Consider the following 15,739-nt stretch of genomic DNA (forward strand, 5'->3'; position numbering starts at 1 on the left):
CGCGCCGCCCTCAGCTGGCGATATAGCGCTGCAATTGATCGATGTCGCGCTGCTGCATCTCGATCACCGCCTTGACCAGGTCGCCGATCGAGATCACGCCCTGCACGCGGCCGTTTTCGACCACCGGCAGATGCCGGAAGCGGCCATCGGTCATCAACTGCATGCAGCGCTCCACGGTCTCCGACGGCGACACCGTCACCACCTGCGTACTCATGATCTCCGCCACGCTGGTGGTGGCCGACGAGCGATCGTGCAACACCACCTTGCGCGCGTAATCGCGTTCGGACACGATGCCGACGAGCCGCTCCCCGTCCATCACCAGCACCGCACCGATGCCCTTTTCGGCCATCAGCCGAATCGCCTCGATCACTGCGGCATCGGCTGCAACCGCGAACACCTCAACCTGTTTGGTCTCCAACAGCTGTCGTACGGTCTGCATGGCCCGCTCCGCGCTTGGTCTGGTTGTCGCAGACTACTCCCACCGCGCCGCGGTGGGTATCGACCAGGTACAGCGGGCGCTGCTTGGCCTCGTCGTACAACCGGCCCAGGTATTCGCCGATCAACCCCAACGCAATCAACTGGATACCGCCCAGAAACAGGATCACCGACATCATGGTCGGCCAGCCGGCCACCGGGTCGCCGATCAGCGCCGCCTTGACCACCACCCAGGCCCCGAACAGAAATGCCACCAGCGCGGTCATCAGCCCCAGGTAGGTCGCCGCGCGCAGCGGCACCGTGGAAAAACTGGTGATGCCGTCGAGCGCGAAATTCCATAGCCGCCAGACCGTGAACTTGCTGTTCCCGGACAAGCGCGGCTCGCGTCGGTACGGCAATGCCACCTGACGGAATCCCACCCAGCCGAACAAGCCCTTCATGAAGCGGTGCCGTTCGCGCAACTGCTGCAGGGCCTGCACCACACGAGGCGAAAGCAGCCGGAAATCGCCGGTATCGGCCGGGATCGGCGTGCGCGACAAACGCCCAATGACGCGATAGAACGCGTGTGCGGCGCCGCGCTTGAGCCAGCCCTCGCCCTCGCGAAAGATGCGCGTCCCAAAGATATTGTCGTAGCCGGCGCGCCAGAGAGCGACGAATTCGGGAATCAGTTCCGGCGGATCCTGCCCGTCTGCATCGAGCAGCACCACCGCGCCCGGCAGCACATGATCCAGCCCCGCGGATACCGCCACTTCCTTGCCGAAATTACGCGATAGCCGAAGCGCACTGACCTGCGCATCCTCCTGCGCAAGTGCCTGCAAGACGTTCCAGGTGTCGTCGGTGCTGCCGTCATCGACATACAGCACATGCGTCTGCAAGCCATGCAAGCCCGCCAGCACCGCGCACAGGCGCGGATGCAGCAGCGGAATGCTGGTTTCTTCGTTGAAGGCCGCGATCACGACCGTGAGGCGTTCGGTGACGGCCGGCAGTTGGGCGTCGTCGATGGTCCTCACCTCACTGCGCCTGCAGATACGCAGCGCCGCCCAGCTGGCGCGCCTGCCGCTGGATCCAGGCGGTGCGTCGCTGCACGTAGGCGCCGGGCCGGCGCGCATCGTAGCGGCGCGGAGAGGGCAATACTGCGGCCAGACGCGCCGACTCGGTGGGCGACAGGCCTGCCGCATCCTTGCCCCAGAACTGCCGCGCCGCCGCCTGCGCGCCATAGACCCCGTCGCCGAATTCGGCCACGTTGAGGTACATCTCCAGAATGCGCTGCTTGGGCCACAACAGCTCGATCAACACGGTGTACCAGGCCTCCAGGCCCTTGCGCACCCAGCTGCGCCCCTGCCAGAGAAAGACATTCTTGGCTACCTGCTGACTGATGGTGCTGGCCCCGCGCACGCGCCCGCCACGCGCATTGTGATCGCGTGCCTTCTCGATCGCCTGCAGATCGAAGCCGTGGTGCATCGGAAACTGCTGATCCTCGGCAGCGACCACCGAAATCGGCAGGCTGGCGGCGATCTGATCGTAATCGCGCCACTGCTGATGCAGGGAAAAGCTCCCATCCCCCTCGCCCCAGGCTTCCAGGTAGCGCCCGACCATCATGCTGCTGATCGGCGGGTCGACCACCCGCAGCGCCAGCACCTGCAGCACGCTCGCCGCAGCAAACAGCAGCGGCGCCGCCAGGATCCAGCGCAGCCAGCGCCGCCGCCGCGGTGGTGTCACCTGCTTGCCATCCAATGCATCCGTCCCCATTAGTTCGCTTCGACCTTCAATCACGATGCCTGCCGCATTATCCGGCAACCAGCGTCCCTTACGTCCGATGTCTCCATGACCGATCACGACCAGCTTTCCCGTTTCCTGCTGCCTGCCGCCGGCGTGCGTGGCGTCCATGTGCGTCTGACCAAGGCCTGGCACGATGTCCAGGGCGCGGCCGAGTACCCGCCTGCCGCGCGCCAGCTGCTGGGCGAAGCGGCAGTGGCGGCCGCCCTGTTCACCGGCCACACCAAGGTCGACGGGCGCCTGTCGGTGCAGCTGCGCGGTAACGACACCCTGCGCACACTGTTCGCCGAATGCACCGCTGCGGGCACCTTGCGCGGCATCGTGCAACTGGCCGAGGGTGCCGACGCGCCCACCGACCTGCGCGAGCTGGGCGAGGCCGCGCTGCTGGCGATCACCATCGAAAACCCTGGCCTGGCCCCCCGTGAACCGCAGCGCTACCAGAGCTTGGTGGGCATGCAGGCCCCGGATCTGGCCGAAGCCTTCGAGACCTATTTCCAGCAGTCCGAGCAGTTGCCGACCCGCCTGCTGCTGGCCGCCGGCCCGGATCAGGCCGCCGGCCTGCTGCTGCAGAAACTGCCTGGCGATGAAGGCGACAACGACGGTTGGACCCGCATCGGCGCCCTGTTCGACACCCTCGGTGCGCCCGAGCTGTTGTCGGTGGCCGGCGAAGACCTGTTGCACCGCCTGTTCCACGAAGAAGACCCGCAGTTGCTGGGCGGCAAACCGTTGAGCTTCGGCTGCTCCTGCTCTCGCGAGCGGGTTGCGTCGATGCTGGAATCGCTGGGTGAGGAAGAGGCGCGCGCAGCCGCCGAGGAGACCGGCGAAGTGGAGGTCCGCTGCGAGTTCTGTGGCCGCGAGTATCACTTTGCGTTGACCGAGTTGACCGTACTTTTCAGCAAGGCGCAGCCCTCTCAGCAGGCGCCGGAACGGTTGCAATAGATAGCATTGGCGGTGCGTTGTGGGGAACGCGACCACTTGTTAAATAATCATAAACGCCCTAGCATTCCCATTGCCCGCTCTCGGGAACTTAACAACTGCCCCTGGGTCTGAACTCTGGTATGCGACACCTTCTGCGCCTTCCGCTCGCTTTGCTAGTTGCCCTTGCGGCAGCCACGGGTGTGCATGCGCAGTCGACGTCCCAGCAGTTGCGCGAGAGCACCATCCTGCCGGTGTGGAACAAGGGCAGCGGCAAGGTGGAGGCCTTTCTGTATCTGGAACCCACTGGCGAGCAGAAGGCCGGCGCGCGTTGGCACTTCGGCCGCAATTCGCTGGATGCCGCGTTCGGCCTGACCTCGGGCGATTCGCTGGGCCTGCTCTGCAATAGCAGCCGCGGCACCAACATCAGCGGTCTCGCCAGTCACTGCCTGCTCGCCGGCATTGGCGACGATGAAGAAGACAGCGCCGCCGCATCGCGCCGGGTTTCCGGAACGCTGGGCTTCAATCGCGCCGGCGGCCGTGTAGGCGTCACCGCCGGCACCGGTCGCGACACCCTGCCGGCCTGGCTGATCGGCGCCGGCAAGGCACCACTGACCCGCGTCGAGCAGAACGATCTGACCGTGTTCGGCCAGAAGAACATCGGTCGCGAAGGCTTTGTTTCGATCGGTGGCACTTACGCCCGTGCGCGCCTGGTCCCGCTGGCCGACGTCTCTCCGGCCATCGCCGACCAGTGGGACAGCAAGACCCTGAGCGTCGGCGGCGGCTATGGCGCCTTTAGCGCCAATGTCATCGGCCGGGTCGTCGATGTTCCCGGCCAGCCGGAAAAATGGGAAGGCCTGGGCCTGGGCCTGACCTGGCGCACCCCGTGGAGCGGACAGTTGACGGTCGGCGCGGAGAACGTCATCTCGCGCGGCAAGAACCCGTTTGCGCCGAATAACGAGAGCAACAGTGACGGCACCATTCCTTATGTGAGGTATGAGCAAGACCTGTAAGCCACTGACCCGAAACGAATTTCAAGAACGCCACCGATCACACAATCGGTGGCGTTTTTCGTTCAGGAACCTCCGAAACGGCACTTTTTCACGACTTCCTTCTTTTTCGTTAACGGGACTTTAATTCCTGGCGCAACGCATATACCATCGGTTCACCCTGACGTTTTGGATCCGCTTCTTCGGAACCGCCGACAGGCAAACAACCCTTGGCAGTACCCAAGATCACTTGGAGAGAGAGCTAATGAATTGCAAGTCCAACAAGCTGCGCGATGCAGTTGTCCTCGCGCTTGTCGTGGGTGTGGCCGGTACCGGTACCGCCATCGCTCAGGAAGCAGGCACCACCAACCTCGACAAGATCGAAGTGACCGGTTCGCGCATCAAGCGCGCCGACGTGGAAACATCGCAGCCGGTCTTCAGCATGAGCCGTCAGCAGATCGAATCGCAGGGTCTGACCTCGATCGGCGACGTGATCCAGAACATCAGCTCGGGTGGTTCGGCGCTTAACAGCAACGTCAACAATGGCGGCAACGGCGAGACGCGCGTCAACCTGCGCAACCTCGGCTCCAACCGCACCCTGGTGCTGGTCAATGGTCGTCGCTGGGTCGGCGGTACGGGCCTGGGCGGCGCAGTCGACCTCAACACGATTCCGACTGCCGCCGTCGAGCGCATCGAAGTCCTGAAGGACGGCGCCTCCACGATCTACGGCTCCGACGCCATCTCCGGCGTGGTCAACATCATTCTGCGCCAGAACTTCGATGGCGCCGAAGCAAATGCGTACTTCGGTCAGTACGACAAGGGCGACGGCAGCCGCGAGTCCTACGACTTCACCATCGGCTCGACCGGCGACCGTTGGCACGCCACCTTGGGCGTCGGCTACGTCAAGGAAGAGCCGGTGTGGGCGGGCGATCGTGAGATCTCCGCAGTGCCGGTCTTCGGAGCCGTTGCCGGCACCGGCAACAGCACCACGATTCCAGGTGGCCGTTTCGGCATCTTCGGACAGACCGGAACCAACCCAACCACCGGCGCCCCTACATTCGGCGCAACGCGCTTCAATGGAACGCCCGGGTTCTCCATCACCAATAATGGTGGTACGACCTCGCGCAACTACACGGCTGCCGATAGCTACAACTTCGCACCCGCTAACTACCTGGTGACCCCGCAGGAGCGTAAGTCGGTATTCGCGGACGCCGGCCTGTCGATCACCGACAACGTGCGTTTCAAGACCACGGTGACCTACAACGAGCGTGAGTCGAGCCAGATCCTCGCACCGATGCCGGTCGTGCTGGGTCGCTCCGCGCCCGGCACCAACGGCGCAGACATTGTCATCTCTGCCAGCAACATCTATAACAACACCGGCCGCGACATCGATTACATCCAGTACCGCGCCGAAGAGACCGGCGGCCGTATTTTCACTCAGAACGTCAAGACGTTCGGCTTCAGTGGCGCATTCGAAGGCGACTTCGAAGTTGGTCAGCGCTTCTTCAACTGGGAAGCCGGTATGTTCTACGGCAAGAACGACCAGACCGACCGCACCACTGGCCTGTTCAACATCTCCGCATTGCGCAACGCACTTGGGCCGTCGTTCGTCGACGCAAGTGGCGTCGCACGTTGCGGCACCGCTGCCAGCACCATCGACGGCTGCGTTCCGATGAACATGCTGAGCGGCCCGGGTTCGTTGACCCCGGAAATGCTGGGCTATGCCGGCTTCAATGCGCATGACCTGTACGGTTATGAGCAGAAGACCTACTTCGGCAATATCGGCGGCGAATTGTTCGATCTGCAGGGGGGCGCATTTGCATTCTCCTTCGGCGCCGAACACCGCGAAGAGTCGGGCTTTGACGATCCGGACGCACTGATCAACTCTGGCGACACCACCGGCAACGCGCGTACCGCCACCAACGGCGGCTACAAGCTTGACGAAGCCTACCTCGAACTCGCCGTGCCGCTGCTGGCCGACCTGCCGGGCGCACAGTTGCTCGACTTCAGCCTGGCGACGCGTTATTCGGATTACAGCAACTTCGGCGATACCACCAACAGCAAGTTCGGTTTCCGCTGGAAGCCGATCACCGACCTGATGATTCGTGGTAACTGGTCGCAGGGCTTCCGTGCACCGTCGATCAACGAACTGTTCCAGGGCGTGAGCGACACCTTCGAAGACGTGCGCGATCCGTGCGCAGGCTCCTTCAGCGATGGCTCGGTCAACGGGACCCGCCCGGGCTCGTGCGGCGCAGTGCCGGCGTACGCTCAGGCTAACCCGCAGGTGCGTACCGCCACTGGTGGCAATCCGAACCTGCAGCCGGAAACCTCCACGTCCAAGACGTTGGGCTTCGTCTACAGCCCGGGCTGGGTGACCGGTCTGGATATCTCGCTCGACTGGTGGAACATCGAGATCGAAGACGCGATCGACACGCAGACCGTGCAGGAGACCCTGGACAGCTGCTATCTCGCAGGGATCGCCAATGCCTGCTCGCTGATTCAGCGCGAGCCGACCGGCGAAGTCTCCAACCTGCTGGCCGTGCCCAACAACATCGCCAGGATCGAAGCCGAAGGCTACGACCTGACCGTGGGCTACCGCCTGCCGGATACCGCATGGGGCAGCTTCAGCGTGGTGTGGGATTCGACCTACATGAGCAAGTTCGTGGTCGAAAAGCCGCTGCAGGATCCGGAAACCCGCGTTGGTCTGTACCGTGGCGGTTCGGCACGTGACAACAACTGGCGTATCCGCTCCAACCTGATGCTCAACTGGGAATTGGGCGATATCGGCGGCTCGGCCTCGATGCGTTACTACAGCTCGCAGGTTGAAAACTGCACCGGCGCCAATGTCGCGACCCCGGCAAACGTTGCATTGCTGTGCTCGGATCCGAATCGCGTGACCAGCGCGGGCGCCGCCCCCCGCAACCATGTTCCGAGCGTGACTTACACCGATCTGGCCGCTTACTGGAAGGCTCCGTGGAATGCTCGCGTCACCGTTGGCGTGAACAACGCTTTCGACCGCGATCCGCCGCAAGCTGCGACCGCGTTTGCCAATAGCTTCGACTCGCAGTACGAAATTCCGGGTCGTTTCTATTACATGCGCTACACCCAGAAGTTCTGATAGGCAGTTCGGTTAAACCGTAAAACCGTAAACAAAAGCCGCGATTCGAAAGAATCGCGGCTTTTTTAGTGGCGGTTGCTTTTATTGACTATCGTCTTGATACGTCTGGCGATAGCGCGGCTCTAGCCAGGAATCAGCGTTTGGATCACATGCTCGACGTAGGACTCGAAGTCTTCGCGGGCCTGCTTGGGTTGTTGCAGCTGCAGCGAGAGCTGCAGGAAACCGACATAGGCCGCGTAGGCCAGGCGCGCGCGGTGCTGGGCGTCGGTACGGGACAGGCCGGCCTGGCGGAACGAGGCGATCAGGTAATCGAGGCGGCGCTGCGAGACGCGGTCGATGACCGGGCGCACGGCCGGATGGTCGAGTGCCTTGAGCAACTCGCTGTAGATCACGTGCGGCGTGACTTCGTGGGCGACCAGTTGGAACAGCGCGCGCAGGCGTGCGCTGGGGTCGGGAACGTCTTCCAGGCTACCGAACACTTCCTTTTGTTCGAAGATTTCCCAGCGCTCCAGGGCCGCCTGCAACAGCGCGTCGCGCGAGGGGAAATGCCAGTAGAAGCTTCCCTTGGTAACGCCTAGCCGACGCGCCAACGGCTCGACGGCGACGGCTCCCACGCCCTGTTCGGCGATCAGGTCCAGCGCGGCCTGCGCCCAGTCGTCCGCGCTGAGACGGTTGCCGCGACCGGAACTGGCACGGGGTGTGGTCGGGCTGGATTCGGTGGTGTCGTTCATGGCGCGATTTAACCATACGCCTGAGTCAGTTGCAGTATGTATCATAAAAATGACAGACAACTGCCACTATTCAATGGCTTAACCATCCATACCAGAGAGTATTGACAGCGGGCCGGCAGCCTCCATACCATTAGGTATGGTCACCTCTCCTTCTACGCTTGCCCCCCTTGCGGTCATGTCGCGCATCAGCGCTGGCGATGTGGAGTTGGCTGTGTCGGTACGGGGTGAGCCGCACGCACCAACCGTGTTGCTGGCGCATGGGTTTGGGCAGACGCGGCACGCTTGGGAAGCGACGGCAACCGCGCTGGCGCAGGCCGGCTACCGCGCACTTTCCTACGATGCGCGCGGCCATGGCGACTCAACCGTCAATGCAGTCGACCTGCCCTATTCGCCAACACAGTTCACCGACGACCTGATCGTGTTGGCAGGCGAGCAGCCGCAGCCGCCGGTGCTGGTGGCAGCCTCGATGGGCGGCCTGTTCGGGCTGCTTGCCGAGGCGCGTTGGCCGGGGCTGTTTCGCGCGATCGTGCTGGTCGACATCACGCCGCGATGGGACACCACGGGCGTTGAGCGCATCCTGCGCTTCATGACCGCGCATCCGGATGGATTCGCTTCGCTGGATGCGGCCGCCGATGCGATCGCCGCGTATCTGCCGCATCGCCCGCGCAAGACCGCACATCAATTGCAGGCATTGCTGCGTCAGCGTGCAGACGGCTATTGGCACTGGCACTGGGACCCGCGCCTGGTCGACGAACTGGCTAATCAGGATGCGCAACTGCAGCAGCACGCCCTGGTGGAAGCGGCAGCGCAGGTGCGCTGCCCGATGCTGTTGATCAGCGGCGGGCGCAGCGACCTGGTCACCCCGGACAACATCAGCGAATTCCTGTCGATCGCCCCGCACGCGCAGCACGTGCAGCTGGCCGACGCCACGCACATGCTGGCCGGCGACGACAACACCACCTTTACCGCCACCGTGTTGCATTATCTGGACGCACTGCCCTCGGTTGGCACCATTGCAGCGTCCAACATCACCGAGCATGTCACTGGAGCAAGACCATGAGCATCGTTGCACCGTTCCTCCTCGTCATCCTGGCGGCGGGCATCGCTGCCTATCACCGCATGCGCCTTGCCACCTGGGTTGCGATCAGCGCCTGTGTGCTGGTGGCCTGCTGGCTGCTGGATGCCAATCTCACCGCGACCATCGTCGCTGCGGTACTGGTGGTGCTGGTTTCCGCGCCGGTGCTGCTGCCATTCCTGCGCAAGCCGCTGCTGACCACGCCGCTGATGGCGTTCTTCCGCAAGGTGCTCCCGCCGCTGTCACAGACCGAGCGCATTGCGCTGGAAACCGGCTCGGTCGGCTTCGAGGGCGAGCTGTTCACCGGCGACCCGGATTGGCAGAAGCTGCTCAATTATCCCAAGCCGCAGTTGACCGCCGAAGAGCAGGCGTTCCTGGATGGGCCGGTGGAAGAACTGTGCAAGATGGTCAACGACTGGGAAATCACCCACGTCCACGCCGACCTTCCGCCGGAGCTGTGGGACTTCATCAAGAAGAACAAGTTCTTCGGCATGATCATTCCCAAGCAGTACGGCGGCCTGGGTTTCAGCGCGCTGGCGCACCACAAGGTGATCCAGAAGCTGTCCTCGATTTCCAGCGTGGTCAGTTCCACCGTCGGTGTGCCGAACTCGCTCGGACCGGGTGAGCTGCTGCTGCACTACGGCACGCCGGAACAGAAGGACTATTACCTGCCGCGTCTGGCGGTGGGTGCCGAGGTGCCGTGCTTTGGCCTGACCGGCCCGTTCGCCGGGTCGGATGCGACCTCGATCCCGGACTACGGCATCGTCTGCAAGGGCGAGTGGAACGGCGCCAACGTGCTCGGCGTCAAGCTCACCTTCGACAAGCGTTACATCACCCTGGCACCGGTGGCGTCGTTGATCGGCCTGGCGTTCCGCGCCTACGATCCGGATGGCCTGATCGGCGACAAGAAGGACATCGGCATCACCCTGGCGCTGCTGCCGCGCGAAACCCCCGGCGTGGAAATCGGCCGTCGCCACTTCCCGTTGAACTCGCCGTTCCAGAACGGCCCGATCCATGGCGAAGAAGTGTTCATCCCGCTGAGCCAGCTGATCGGCGGCGTGGAGATGGTGGGCAAGGGCTGGAACATGCTCAACGAGTGTCTGGCGGTGGGGCGTTCGATCACCCTGCCCTCCACCGCCAGCGGTGGCGGCAAGTACGCAGCGGTGGTGACCGGCGCGTATGCGCGCATCCGCAAGCAGTTCGGCCTGTCGGTCGGTCGCTTCGAGGGCGTGGAAGAAGCGCTGGCGCGCATTGGCGGCAAGGCGTATGCCATCAGTGCGCTGGCACAGGCCACTGCCGCAGCAGTCGACCGTGGTGACGTGCCGTCGGTGCCGTCGGCGATTGCCAAGTACCACTGCACCACCATGGGCCGCGAAGTGGTCAGCGACATGATGGACGTGATCGGCGGCAAGGGCATCATCCTGGGGCCGCGCAACTTCGCCGGCCGCGCCTGGCAGGCCGCGCCGATCGGCGTGACCGTGGAAGGCGCCAACATCATGACCCGCAGCCTGCTGATCTTCGGCCAGGGCGCGATCCTGTGCCATCCGTGGGTGATGAAGGAAATGAAGGCGGCGCAGGATCCGGATACGCGCCGCGGCCTGGAAGAGTTCGACCAGAGCCTGTTCGGACATATCCGCTTCGGCATTTCCAATGCCGTGCGTTCGTTCTGGTTCGGCCTGACCGGTGCGCGCATCGGCGCAGCGCCAGGCGATGCATACACGCGTCGCTTCTTCCGCAAGCTGGATCGCTACTCGGCCAACCTGGCTTTGATGGCCGATGTGTCGATGCTGATGCTGGGCGGCAAGTTGAAGTTCAAGGAATCGTTGTCGGGTCGACTGGGCGATGTGCTGAGCCATATCTACATGACCAGCGCGATGCTCAAGCGCTACCACGACGAAGGCGCACCGGCCACCGACCAGCCGCTGCTGGCCTGGGCGTTCCACGACAGCGTGCACAAGATCGAAACCGCGCTGTCGGCAGCGCTGCGCAACTTCCCGATCCGCCCGGTGGGCTGGCTGATGTGGGTGCTGATCTTCCCGCTGGGCCGTCGCGCCGAAGCGCCGGGCGATCGCCTGGGCCATCGCGTGGCATCGATCCTGATGGCGCCCAACGAAGCGCGCGACCGTCTGGCTCAGGGCGTATTCCTGACCCCGTGCGCCAACAACCCGGGCGGACGTATCGCCAGCTATCTGACCAAGGCAGTGATGGCCGAGCCGGTGGAGCGCAAGTTCCTCAAGGCGCTCAAGACCAAGGGCATCGAGGCGCTGGATTTTCCGGCGCAGCTGGACGAAGCGGTGGCCGAGGGCGTGCTCACCCTGGACGAGCGCAAGCTGCTGGAAGAGCTGCGCGAGATCATGATGGACACCATCACCGTGGACGACTTCGATCCGCACGAGCTGCGTGCGGCCAGCTTCTACGACAAGCCGCAGGCTCAGCAGCCGCGCGAAGCGGCGTAAGACTCAGGTCGAGGTGATGTGCGACGACGGCGGGCTTGCAGCCCGCCGTCGTCGTTTGTGGAGCCTGGTTATCGTGGAGACCGACCATCTAGCGACTGCGCTGTTTTCCGGCGTCGTCTTCGACCCGTTCACAGCCACTGCACTTAGGCACGCTGTAGGAGCGGGCTTGCCCGCGATGAGGCGTTGCCGATAACGCCTCATCGCGGGCAAGCCCGCTCCTACGGGAAGCGAGCAGGCCGTCTTAGCGCGGCAGCCACACCAGGCCGAGTGCGATCAACGCGGGCAAGGCCTGCACGAAGAAGATGCGGCGGTTGACGCTGTAGGCGCCGTAGCAGCCCGCCACCACCACGCACCCCAGGAAGAAGCTCAGCACATCGACCCGTGCTGCCAGCGCGCCCCAGAGCAGGCCTGCGGCCAGAAAGCCGTTGTAGAGGCCCTGGTTGGCCGCCAGCACGCGGGTGGCCTGTGCCTTCTCCGGTGTGTTGCGGAAGGTCTTCAGACCCAATGGGTGCGTCCACAGCGCCATCTCCAGCACCAGAATGTAGACATGCAGCAGACCGACAAGGATGCCGGCGATGATCGCGAACAGGGACATGGCGAGAAAGGCATGTAGAGGTGGCGGCAAGCATAGCCGCGATGCGGCGCCATCTGCCTGGCAAGACGCACAGCGTGCGACCGGTGCATCGCGACGCGCTGGCGTCACCGGCGCAGCGCCGGACGATGCAGGGTGAGCGGCGGCACCTGCGGGCCGTCATCCACGGGCCGCCGATGGCGTGCATCGCATCGGGATGGATGCCCCGTGCAAGCGACATCACGCAGCAGCGATTGGCCGCGGGCGCTGTGTGCGTCATCGCTGCATGGATCTCCAGCGCGCAGCCACCACGCACCCGCACAGCAAGGGCGTTAGCGGCCCTGCGACTCCGCTGCCCGCGCTTCCGCCACACCGTCGCGCTCTGCAGGCAGCTTGCGCGCTTCGCGCAGCAGGCCGAACGTGCCCAGCGTCATGCCCGCTGCCGCCAATAGCCCGACCCCGAACACCGCAGTGGACCCCAGGCCCGACACCAGCTTGTGGATCCACACAAAGCTCAGGTCGCCGCCGCGATAGACCACCGTATCGATCGCCGCACCGGCCTTGTAGCGCCATTCGCGACTGACCCGCGTGTACAGGGTTTCGCGCGCCGGCTTGGCCAGTGCGAACTCGCTCGAGCGCGTGATCACCTGCACGATGGCGATCATCAGCGGCAACGGCGAGGCCGCCAGCACCGCATACCCCAAGGTGATGGCGACCCCTGGAATCAGCAATGCCGGTGCAATGCCGAAGCGCGACAGCAGCGCACGTGTCACCAGCAATTGCAGCAGCAGGGCGAGCGCGTTGACCGCCAGGTCGATGCTGGCGTAATACGCGGTGCTGGCCGCCGCATCGGTATACAGCCTGCGCACCAGCGCCGCCTGCTCGTTGTATAGCAAGGTGCCCACGCCCACGCCGAACAAGGTCATCAGCGCCAGCCAACGCAGCAACGGCTCGCGCACGATCAGCTTGAGGCCGCCGAGCACGTCGCCACCGATCGGTACTTCGCCGGAGTCCAGTTGGCGCTCCTGCTCGCGCGCCACCGCCCACAAGCGCAGGCGCAGCACGCACACCACGCAGACCGTCAGGAACCCGGCCGACACCAGCATCAGATGCGCAATGCCGATGCGCTCGACCAGGGTGCGGGTGAGGATCGGCCCGAGAAACGCGCCCAGGGTGCCGGCCGCGCCGATATAGCCGTAGTAGTTGCGCGCTTCGGCATTGCTGAAGACATCGGCCATGAAGCTCCAAAATACGGCCACGGCAAACAGGTTGAAGACCGTGAGCCACAAAAAGAACGCCATCCCGCGCCCTGGCACGCCGGTGTCGAACAGCACGTAGAACAGCAGCAGGGTCGCAATGAAGAAACCGTAGACCGCAGGCAGGAACACGCGCCGCGGATAGCGGCTGACCAGCGCGCCATACACCGGCTGCAGCAGCAGCATGATCAGAAAGGTGCAGGTAAACAGCACCTGCAAGGTGAAATCCTTGAGCGGCATGCCGTGCGCGGTGAAGAAGCCGATCATGCCGGCCGGAAACAACGCGGCCACATCCGACGATGCACCCATCGCCTCGCGCACCGGACGCAGCACGTAATAGCCGCTGAGCAGGCAGAAGAAATACAGGAACGACCACGCCAGCGGTGGCGAACTGCGCAGCGCAGCGCCTAGACGGCCAACCGCCGAGCGCGGTGCAGAGGGACTGGTCATGGCGTCAATATCGCCCGTGCGAACGAGCCCGACAGCAAGAACATGGCAGCGGCAGCACCTGGCGAAGGAGCGCGCAAGTTAGCCGATGCGGCGCAGCACCACCAGCAGCGGAGGCAGGACGCTGCGACGCGCGCGTGGGGCCGCCCGGCACGGCGCTTGCAACCCACTTCGCATGCACCGTCAGAGCGTGCACCTTCGGAGCGTCGCCACGGCCGTGACCGGCCCGATTTCTGAACCCAAATCGTCAATAGGATCAATATGATGCCCATTCATCTTCCGGCAGTTTGTGCTATTGCGAAGCGCGGCGCTAGAATCGCTCCAAGCAGTGGACCAGGCGGGACAACCATGACAGTAATGCGCAGGCGCCGACGGTTCCGTCCGTTGGCCATCGGGCTGCTCGGGGCGTTATTGCCTCTGGCCCTTTCTTCCACGGCACAGACGCCCGCGCCCACCGCTTCTGCGCTGCAGCCGGCGACCATTGCGCAGTCGCCCACCGCCCCGCTTCCGTATCGCAGTGCGTTGCCGGCCAGCAGCGTGTTGGCGCCGGCCGCCGGCTTCGACGTGGCGGCATTCGAATCGATGGCCGATCAGTTGACCTACGGCAACCGCGTACCCGGCATGGCGATGGCGATCGTGCAGGGCGGCAAGGTGCTCAGCGCGCGTGGCTATGGCGTCACCGACGTCAATCACCCGCAACCGGTCGATGCGCATACCGTCTTCCGCCTGGCGTCGCTGTCCAAGGCCTTTGCCGGCACCATGGCCGGCCTGCTGGTCAACGATGGCGTGTTGCGCTGGGACAGCAAGGTGGTCGACTACGTGCCCGGCTTCCAGCTGAGCGACAACCTGGCCACCCGCCAGCTCACCGTCGCCGAGGTGCTCAGCCACCGCGTCGGCCTGACCCGCAATGCCTACGATCGCGATATCGAATCCAACGTCGACTACTACTCGCTGAGCCACAAGCTGGCTGCCGCGCCGCTGCGGTGTGCGCCGGGCGACTGCTACGCGTATCAGAACGTCGCCTTCAGCCTGGTTGGCGATGTGGTCTTTGCCGCCTCCGGCAGTTTCTACGAGCAGTCGGTGGAGCGCCGCATCTTCAAGCCGCTCGGCATGAACGATGCCAGCATGGGTCTGGCCGGCATCCAGGCCAGCCCGCATTGGGCGCGCCCGCACGTGCGTAGCCGCAACGGTTGGGTGTCGCTGACGCCCAAGCCTACCTACTACCGTCTTGCTCCTGCGGCCGGCGTCAATGCCAGCGCCAGCGACATGGCGCAGTGGCTGCTCGCCCATACCGGCCATCGCCCCGACGTATTGCCTGCGCCGCTGCTGGCGACCTTGCATGCGCCGTTGATCTCCACGCCAGGCGAAATGCGTTCGGGCTGGCGCCATGAGCGCGTGGACGCGGCCAGCTACGCGCTGGGCTGGCGCGTGTTCGACTACGCAGGCCATCAAGTGATCTTCCATGCAGGTGCGGTGCAGGGCTACCGCGGCCTGGTCGCGTTGCTGCCCGAGCGCGACGTCGGCATCGCCATCATGTGGAACGGCGAAAGCGGCCTGCCTTCCGGCATGCTGCCGACCATCCTGGACCGCGCACTCGGCTTGCCGGCCAAGCGTTGGCTGGATATCGATATGGACGGCGATTTTGGCAGCGAGAACATGCTGGCGGAGAAGGCCGACCCGGCTGGCAAGGGTGCATCGTCCGGCAAGTCGGTGGCGTCGCCGCGTTGAGTTGACGCCTCGGAACCGACGCGATGCATGCATGACCACAGGCGGCCTTGGCCGCCTGTGTCGTTTCTGGCTGTCGGGACATGCAGGTGGATGCGTGCGTGGCGATAGCCAGGTGCCGCCGAACAGAGTGCCTAGTGCAAACGCTGCAAGCTCATCCGTCACCCGGGGAGGACGACGGGACTTCGCTCGTCGTCATTGCGGCGACAGCGGCGGCTGCAGGGACCGGACAGCAGATCGATGCG

Annotated in this window: 12 protein-coding genes; 6 read left to right on the forward strand and 6 right to left on the reverse strand. The window is 64.4% G+C overall.

Annotated elements, in window-relative coordinates:
- Positions 1-10: 10 nt before the first annotated feature.
- From VZ068_RS15130 to mtgA, 3 genes are read right to left on the reverse strand one after another with little or no spacing between them, the layout of a single operon-like run.
- Positions 11-439 carry a CBS domain-containing protein gene (locus tag VZ068_RS15130; RefSeq protein WP_349655754.1) on the reverse strand — a complete coding sequence of 143 codons (429 nt, stop codon included), beginning with the start codon at positions 437-439 and terminating at the stop codon, positions 11-13.
- Positions 399-1,445 carry a glycosyltransferase family 2 protein gene (locus VZ068_RS15135; RefSeq protein WP_349655755.1) on the reverse strand — a complete coding sequence of 349 codons (1,047 nt, stop codon included), beginning with the start codon at positions 1,443-1,445 and terminating at the stop codon, positions 399-401. The genes VZ068_RS15130 and VZ068_RS15135 overlap by 41 nt, the downstream gene beginning before the upstream one ends.
- A 1-nt stretch (position 1,446) precedes the next feature.
- Positions 1,447-2,184, reverse strand: a complete 738-nt coding sequence (gene mtgA, locus VZ068_RS15140; protein ID WP_349657721.1) for a monofunctional biosynthetic peptidoglycan transglycosylase — start codon at positions 2,182-2,184, stop codon at positions 1,447-1,449.
- Between the two features lie 75 nt (positions 2,185-2,259).
- Between mtgA and VZ068_RS15145 the strand changes: the two genes are divergently transcribed.
- From VZ068_RS15145 to VZ068_RS15155, 3 genes are all read left to right on the forward strand, one after another.
- A complete protein-coding gene (locus VZ068_RS15145; RefSeq protein ID WP_349655756.1) occupies positions 2,260-3,150 on the forward strand; it encodes an Hsp33 family molecular chaperone HslO in 891 nt (296 codons plus the stop codon).
- A 119-nt stretch (positions 3,151-3,269) separates the two neighbouring features.
- Positions 3,270-4,139 (forward strand): hypothetical protein, encoded by an 870-nt coding sequence (locus tag VZ068_RS15150; RefSeq protein ID WP_349655757.1) that lies wholly within the window; start codon positions 3,270-3,272, stop codon positions 4,137-4,139.
- Positions 4,140-4,380: 241 nt separating this feature from the next.
- Complete coding sequence (locus tag VZ068_RS15155; protein ID WP_259161588.1) at positions 4,381-7,233, forward strand: TonB-dependent receptor; 2,853 nt, start codon at positions 4,381-4,383, stop codon at positions 7,231-7,233.
- 122 nt (positions 7,234-7,355) lie between these two features.
- Here VZ068_RS15155 and VZ068_RS15160 read toward each other — a convergent pair whose 3' ends face one another.
- Positions 7,356-7,964 (reverse strand): TetR/AcrR family transcriptional regulator, encoded by a 609-nt coding sequence (locus VZ068_RS15160; RefSeq protein WP_259161590.1) that lies wholly within the window; start codon positions 7,962-7,964, stop codon positions 7,356-7,358.
- Positions 7,965-8,100: 136 nt separating this feature from the next.
- On the opposite strand from VZ068_RS15160, the gene VZ068_RS15165 reads away from it, so the two are divergent.
- Together VZ068_RS15165 and VZ068_RS15170 are read left to right on the forward strand one after the other, a co-directional pair.
- Positions 8,101-9,024 carry an alpha/beta hydrolase gene (locus tag VZ068_RS15165; RefSeq protein ID WP_349655758.1) on the forward strand — a complete coding sequence of 308 codons (924 nt, stop codon included), beginning with the start codon at positions 8,101-8,103 and terminating at the stop codon, positions 9,022-9,024.
- Positions 9,021-11,495: an acyl-CoA dehydrogenase gene (locus VZ068_RS15170; RefSeq protein ID WP_259161593.1), complete on the forward strand. Its 2,475-nt coding sequence runs from the start codon at positions 9,021-9,023 to the stop codon at positions 11,493-11,495. Before VZ068_RS15165 ends, VZ068_RS15170 begins: the two co-directional genes overlap by 4 nt.
- A 241-nt stretch (positions 11,496-11,736) precedes the next feature.
- On the opposite strand, the gene VZ068_RS15175 is transcribed toward VZ068_RS15170, so the two are convergent.
- On the reverse strand, positions 11,737-12,090 hold the full coding sequence (locus tag VZ068_RS15175; protein WP_349655759.1) for a DUF1304 domain-containing protein: 354 nt from the start codon (positions 12,088-12,090) through the stop codon (positions 11,737-11,739).
- 308 nt (positions 12,091-12,398) lie between these two features.
- On the reverse strand, positions 12,399-13,772 hold the full coding sequence (locus VZ068_RS15180) for an MFS transporter (protein ID WP_349655760.1): 1,374 nt from the start codon (positions 13,770-13,772) through the stop codon (positions 12,399-12,401).
- A gap of 381 nt (positions 13,773-14,153) precedes the next feature.
- Between VZ068_RS15180 and VZ068_RS15185 the strand changes: the two genes are divergently transcribed.
- On the forward strand, positions 14,154-15,497 hold the full coding sequence (locus VZ068_RS15185; RefSeq protein WP_349657722.1) for a serine hydrolase domain-containing protein: 1,344 nt from the start codon (positions 14,154-14,156) through the stop codon (positions 15,495-15,497).
- The last annotated feature ends 242 nt before the right edge of the window (positions 15,498-15,739 follow it).

The sequence above is a fragment of the Xanthomonas sp. 10-10 genome (assembly GCF_040182365.1).
Taxonomy (GTDB): domain Bacteria; phylum Pseudomonadota; class Gammaproteobacteria; order Xanthomonadales; family Xanthomonadaceae; genus Xanthomonas; species Xanthomonas arboricola_F.